The organism is Paenibacillus sp. LT-B23, from assembly GCF_059417685.1.
In genome coordinates, this window is the sequence record NZ_JBSQBM010000051.1 from 1 (window position 1) to 6,337 (window position 6,337).

General features: G+C 40.9%; 11 protein-coding genes. All 11 read left to right on the forward strand.

The window, feature by feature from the left end:
* The first annotated feature begins 95 nt into the window (after positions 1-95).
* Positions 96-1,403: a phage portal protein gene (locus tag ACWXW9_RS28730; RefSeq protein WP_494932169.1), complete on the forward strand. Its 1,308-nt coding sequence runs from the start codon at positions 96-98 to the stop codon at positions 1,401-1,403.
* Positions 1,393-1,680 carry a hypothetical protein gene (locus tag ACWXW9_RS28735; protein ID WP_494932170.1) on the forward strand — a complete coding sequence of 96 codons (288 nt, stop codon included), beginning with the start codon at positions 1,393-1,395 and terminating at the stop codon, positions 1,678-1,680. The genes ACWXW9_RS28730 and ACWXW9_RS28735 overlap by 11 nt, the downstream gene beginning before the upstream one ends.
* A 503-nt stretch (positions 1,681-2,183) precedes the next feature.
* Complete coding sequence (locus ACWXW9_RS28740) at positions 2,184-2,759, forward strand: DUF4355 domain-containing protein (RefSeq protein ID WP_494932171.1); 576 nt, start codon at positions 2,184-2,186, stop codon at positions 2,757-2,759.
* Between the two features lie 69 nt (positions 2,760-2,828).
* On the forward strand, positions 2,829-3,659 hold the full coding sequence (locus tag ACWXW9_RS28745; RefSeq protein ID WP_494932172.1) for a phage major capsid protein: 831 nt from the start codon (positions 2,829-2,831) through the stop codon (positions 3,657-3,659).
* A gap of 99 nt (positions 3,660-3,758) precedes the next feature.
* Positions 3,759-3,977, forward strand: a complete 219-nt coding sequence (locus ACWXW9_RS28750; RefSeq protein ID WP_283652803.1) for a hypothetical protein — start codon at positions 3,759-3,761, stop codon at positions 3,975-3,977.
* Positions 3,970-4,281: a phage head-tail connector protein gene (locus tag ACWXW9_RS28755; protein ID WP_494932173.1), complete on the forward strand. Its 312-nt coding sequence runs from the start codon at positions 3,970-3,972 to the stop codon at positions 4,279-4,281. Before ACWXW9_RS28750 ends, ACWXW9_RS28755 begins: the two co-directional genes overlap by 8 nt.
* Positions 4,281-4,571, forward strand: a complete 291-nt coding sequence (locus ACWXW9_RS28760; RefSeq protein ID WP_494932174.1) for a hypothetical protein — start codon at positions 4,281-4,283, stop codon at positions 4,569-4,571. The genes ACWXW9_RS28755 and ACWXW9_RS28760 overlap by 1 nt, the downstream gene beginning before the upstream one ends.
* Positions 4,568-4,759 carry a hypothetical protein gene (locus tag ACWXW9_RS28765; RefSeq protein ID WP_494932175.1) on the forward strand — a complete coding sequence of 64 codons (192 nt, stop codon included), beginning with the start codon at positions 4,568-4,570 and terminating at the stop codon, positions 4,757-4,759. The genes ACWXW9_RS28760 and ACWXW9_RS28765 overlap by 4 nt, the downstream gene beginning before the upstream one ends.
* Positions 4,760-4,803: 44 nt before the next feature.
* On the forward strand, positions 4,804-5,712 hold the full coding sequence (locus ACWXW9_RS28770; protein WP_494932176.1) for an Ig-like domain-containing protein: 909 nt from the start codon (positions 4,804-4,806) through the stop codon (positions 5,710-5,712).
* A gap of 63 nt (positions 5,713-5,775) precedes the next feature.
* Positions 5,776-5,901 (forward strand): SHOCT domain-containing protein, encoded by a 126-nt coding sequence (locus tag ACWXW9_RS28775; protein ID WP_010348683.1) that lies wholly within the window; start codon positions 5,776-5,778, stop codon positions 5,899-5,901.
* A gap of 90 nt (positions 5,902-5,991) precedes the next feature.
* Positions 5,992-6,337, forward strand: a 346-nt coding sequence (locus ACWXW9_RS28780; RefSeq protein ID WP_494932177.1) for a recombinase family protein, incomplete at its 3' end; no start/stop codon positions are given.

Here is a 6,337-nt window from a genome sequence, read left to right on the forward strand (position 1 = left end):
AACTATTATTTCAACAAGGAACTACCTTAGTAAAGGTGGTTCTTTTCTTTATTCAAGCAACAAATACTTAACCTATTTTGAGAGGAAGAATCTATTTGCAAATAACGGAACAAATCATTATTGAATGTCTAAACGAACTCCAATCGGCTGCAATAGCTAAACAGAAATATTCAGATTACTACAATGGTCAGCATGCTGTTCTCAAGAACTATGCCATGCAAGAAAGCCGTAGCAACCAAAAGCTTATTTTCAATTTCCCTCGTAAGTTTGTGGATAATGAAGTGGGTTATCTGCTCGGTAAGCCAGTAAACTGTGTGTCCAAGTCGGATCAGGACGAAGCTATACATAATATAGATGTACATATGAGTCATTGGGACAAAGAGCATAATTTACAGCTTCGAAAACAATCTGAAATCTTTGGCGAGAGCTTCGAGTTGAATTATATTGACTCCGATGGCCAGTTTTCAGCCACTGTATTATCCCCTTTGAATGCGTATGTGTTGGAGGACGGAACAGCAGAAAGAAACGTATTACTTGGCCTACATAAATTTACGAAGCGGTTTGATAAGCAAGTCTATCTGGACGTGTATACCGACCATGAAATTCTACACTATACAATCGACAGTGATGATAAACACAATTCAATAAAGCCAAACCAAGCACCTGAATTAAAATATATCGGCAAACATAATCACATCTTTGGAAGAGTACCACTTATCTCCTGTCCAGCCAATACGGAGAGAAAAAGCGGCTTCCATGATGTGATTTCTTTATTTGATGCCTATAATGCGTTGAATTCAGACTTGGTCAATGAAATTGCAGATCATCGCAACGCCTATCTTGTGATTGAGAATGCCAAGCTGGAAGCTGAAGACTTATTGAATATGAAGAAGATGGGCATTATTCAGGTTCCAGCTGGAGGAAAGGTAAGTTGGCTTACGAAGGAGATTAATGATTCTTTTGTAAAAAACGAGTTGGATAATATTGAACGCAAAATCTTCGACATGATGGATCAGGTCAACTTTAATGAGAATTGGGCTAGTAATACGTCCTCCTTAGCGCTTAGAAATAAACTTTTGAATTTGGAGAATCGAGTAGCGATGAGGGAAGCTTTGATGGAAAAGGCAATCAAGCAGCGTTTACGTAATTTCTTTACGTTCCTGCACATTAAAGAAGGTGTGCAATATGATTACAGGGATATTGCAGTGAAGTTTACTCGTAACTTACCGACAGACTTGGTTGGGATGGCTGATGTCATCGTCAAATTGCAGCAAGTCGTATCTCAGGAAACGTTGCTCACGTTGCTTCCGTTTGTTGAGAATCCGAAGCTGGAATTCAATAAATTTCATGCAGAACAGCAGCGATTAATTGCTACGGATAAGGAGGTATCAGATGCAGAATAAAAATAGGTTCAAGCGGTTAGTTAAGAATAATTGTGCATGCTATCTTGGAACGAAACATGGAATCCCAAACTATTGCTGCTTACAGGATGGCCCATGTGTATTTTTCGCTCAAGATGATGGTCTACCCCGTTGTACCTATTTTGAAAATGGAGTGCTGCCAATAGACGAGAAGCTGGAGCGAGAATATAAGTCTGAACGTAATCTAGAGACTGAGCCTAAGACAGCGAAGCCGAGGGTGAACTGTACACGTTGTGGAGGAACATTTTCGGCAAATTAGAATCGGCAGAAATGTTGTGAGAAGTGTAGAGGTAAAGCGAGAAAAGAAAATATTAGGATACGTGTTCGGAAGTTCAGACAAAAAGACGGCTCGATGTAACGCTTTAGAGGTGGGAAAAAGCCCTGTAAACAAAGGGTTAAAAATAGGCAAAAATGAGGAGTTGGTATGCTTGTACCTTTTCGTTACTTTTGCGTTTTCTAATGCGTTACATGATTGTCTTGAGCATGATATTCAATATGATACAGTTTTAGCATACATATACGTTTCTGAAGTTTAAGCAAGCAATAGGCTTGATGTAACGCTTTAGACTGTCAAAAATCCAAATAAACAAAGGATGAAAAATAGGTAAAAGTGGGGAGTGGGTATGTTTGTACCTTTTCCTCGTTTTTGTGATTTCTAAAGCGTTACATTGCTGTCCTGAGCATGACATTAAACGGCTCAAACATACATAAGCGTGTTCGGTTCTACAGAGTCGAATGGGCAATAAAGGAGATTAAATGAAAATGCAATTGGAACAAATGAAGCAGTTGATTGAAGAAAACCAAACAAACGAGGAATGGCAAACGTATCTTCAGAGTTTGAATCCGTATAGCGTGGAAGGGATAGAGCAATACATCCAATCTAATCAGCAAGCAAAACGTTGGTTCGATAGCACGGTGGACAAACGATCCGCTAAATCGCTGGAAACATGGAAAGCTAATCATCTGGAAAGTGCAGTGGATGCTGAGATCAAGAAGCGATTCCCGGCTCAGGATGAGAGAGAAATCGAAGTTGAGAAACTACGAGCCGAAGTCGAAGATATGAAACTGGAGAAGCAACGTGAACGGTTAACCAGCCAAGCAGTAAAAATAGCATCCGAGAAGAAACTTCCACTCCCTTTAGTGGATTTTTTTATTGGTGCGGATGAAGAAGCGACGACAGCAAATTTGGCTATGTTGGAACAATCGCTACAAGTGGCAATTCAACAGCAAGTCGAGCTACGGCTCAAAGGGGATGGATATACACCCCCAGCTAGTTCAACGAGTAGCACATTCACATTGGATACGATTAAAAGCATGTCGCCAAACGAAATTAATTAGCATTGGGATCAAGTCAAGCAAGCATTACAAAACAAACAATAATAAACGAAAAGGACAAGGTGATTAGATATGTCAGTACAACATTTTATTCCTACCATTTGGAGCGCACGTTTAAATGAAAGTCTGAAAAAGAATTTGGTGTATGGCAATGTGGTCAACACCGATTATGAAGGTGAGATTCAAGGTCAAGGCTCCACAGTAAAAATCAATTCGATTGGAGCGGTGACGATTGGAAATTATGACAAGGTAGCTGGAATCGGGAATCCACAGGAACTGGATGCTACACAAAAAACATTAGTGATCGATCAGGCGAAGTATTTCAACTTTCAGGTGGATGATGTCGATGCTGCTCAAGCGAATGTAAATCTACTAGATGGTGGAATCGTGGAAGCCTCGTATGGACTGGCCGATGTAGTCGATCAGTATCTTGCTGGATTTTATACGGAGGTCAAAGCTGAGAATACATTTGGCAATGATACAGCGCCTATTGTTCCAACGAAGGATACAGCCTATGATTTGCTGATTGATTTGGGTGTATTGCTGGACGAAAATAGTGTACCTGAATCGGAACGATTTGTTGTGGTTCCTGCATGGTACTATGGCTTGCTGCTGAAAGATGCCCGTTTCACCAAAGACCCGAATCTTATCCGCACAGGCTATGTGGGAGATATTGATGGCATGACCGTTTATAAATCCAACAATGTGCCAAATACAGAAGGAGCCAAGTATAAAATCATCGCAGGTCATAAAAGTGCCATTTCGTTTGCCGGGCAAGTGGATTCGGTGGAAGCATTCAGACCAGAGAAACAATTTTCAGATGCGGTGAAAGGTCTACAGGTATTCGGAGCTAAATGTATCAAGCCGGAAGCCCTCGCTGTACTCACAGCGAATAAGTCTTAATTGAAAATGAGATCACATGAAAACACATTATAATAGAAGAAACACGTTTAGGGTGTCCGTTTTGGATGCCCTAATTTTCATTTTTTGGAGGGTGATAAGATGTGGTTTTTGAATCAAGAAACAGGATGTATATGGGAAGTCACAGATCAGGAGTTGGTGTTGAGGTTACAGGCTAATGGGCATTATGAGCAGGTGAATGAGCCTAATCCAGATGAGATTGCAGAAGATGAACCTGTAACGAAAGCTCAAACAGTCAAGAATATGAAACGTACCGAGAAGGCACAGGTAAAGGAAGTACAGGAGGCAGCACATGAATGATTCATTGATTTTGATTAAACGATTATTAGGCATGCAACCAACAGAATTATCCAAGGGTGATATCCTGATCCACTATTTGAATAAAGCGAGGAGTAATATTTTTGGCTATTGTAATGTGGCAACACTCCCTGTGGAATATGATGATATTATGGTCGATTATGCGGTGTATCTTTATAAACATAGAGAGTCGGTTGGACTTATAAATAAGCAGGAAGGTGAACGCTCAGCCACATATGAAACAGGCATTCCGGTAAGTATTCGATTTGCTCTTCCTCTACCTAAAATCAAGGTCGGTACAGATTAATGTTCTATGATACGAAGCTGGAAATTTTGGATGTTACTCATTTCAACCCTGTTCTTTCAGTGATGGCAGATGTACAACCTTATCACAAAAGCTTTTCATTTGAAGATGGTTACATACTAGAGACGACATATCGAGCTTTCTGTCCGCTGGAATCCTTATTGCAATTAAACGGCTATGTCCGAATTAGCATGAGCATCTTTATCATTTTGGACATGAAGAAATGGAGCGATTATATGGAGTTGTACCTGTATCGCTGTAAGCCGGATTTTACATTGGAGGTGGAGGAGTGACACGGAGCTTAGACCCCATGCTGGATTTTTTTCTACGAGAGAAAGGCGAACTAGTGCAAATTAATAGTGTAAAGCAGCTTGCTCTGATCCGGGATGCGACAGATACCATTCGGATGACCGATGAAAAAATTATTCGAGCAGCAACACCTTTACATACAGGAGATATTATCGTTATGAACGATATTTAGTTATCAGTCAGGTGGATCGAAATGAACAGTCTTGTCGAGGCAGAATGAAAAAATGTAATCAACGTTTGGCTTTGAACTGGAGTGGGCAGGTGAAGTGGTTTGATGCTGTGGTAGAAGCCAGAACGTTTTCAACGGAAACAGGTAAAGTTATCTCCATGCCGGAGGGCAACATTCTGGTTAGTCTACAGGACCATACAGATACAAAGGGCATTACATTAAGCCAACGATTCTACATTACTCATCAGCCGTTCAAAGTGACTGGAATTGATCGCACGCTGAATGGCATCATCCAGTTAAGCTGCACATTAGATAGCATAAATACAGCTTATGATGACGTGGAACATAACATTGCAGACAGATGGAAGTACGAGGTTGCTCATACATATGCATTACATATCAATCAGGGAACGATAGCTCATGTGCTGCTCAACGAAACAATACCGTTGGATGCAACTGCTACGGATAATGGGGATGAGATAGCGAATCCGGCGATTACCTATGTATCCAGTGATCCGAATGTGGTTAGTGTAGATCAGCAAGGCCAGGTTATGGGCATTGCTCTGGGACAAGCAAGTATTACCGCAAAACTAACGTATCACCCCACAGTACAGAGTACCCTTGAATTGAGAGTCGTCGAAACAGGAACGCATATCTATTCGATAGCCATTACCGGCAATCCCATGCTCAAAACAGGCCAAAGCTCCTCATACGTCAGCCATATCTATGATCATGGAACAGAAGTGTTTGACCAGTCGGTAGAGTGGAGCCTACGGAATCAAGATGATTCAACTCCTACTAAGGGAAGCATGACAGCGAGTACAGGAAATAGCGTAACCATAAAGGCAGGAAGCAGTAGTGGAACGATCAACAAAGCTTTAACATTGACAGCCACCTTAGTAAGCGATCCTAGCATGACTATAGAAAAGACCATTAGCCTTAAAAATTTATTCTAAGCATTATATCTATTGGCTTGCCTTAGAAGTGAGCCATTTTCATTTCAAAGGAGCCACATACATATGCAACGAAAATCCATCGACTACCTACTCAGTCTAAGCTTGTTAAAACAATTGAGATCACAACATGTAATTACAGAAGAAGAGTTCATAGCGATTGATGAGCTTAATAAAAAGTCTTTCAAGTAGCTATAACATGGACAGAAATGGACTTGATGATGTGCCGCAAGCATTATACCATGTGACCGTATAAAGAAGATATCGAAGGGAGAAACACCTATGGCGCAAGCTGCAACCGCAAAAAAAGTCGTTGTCGTTCCCATTAAAACGATGGACATCGTAGAGGGAATTCAATCGATTCAAAAGAAGAAAGTCGCTGCCTATTGTCGGGTTAGTACCGATTCTGAGGAGCAAAAGGAAAGCTATACCAATCAGGTCAATCATTATACCCAATACATTCAAAACAACTTGGAATGGGAAATGGCTGATATTTACGCCGACGAAGGGATCACCGGAACCAACACCAAAAATAGGACGCACTTTAATCGGATGATACAGGATGCCCGAAACGGTAAACTGGATCTGATTCTGGTCAAGTCGATTTCGAGATTTGCAAGAAACACAC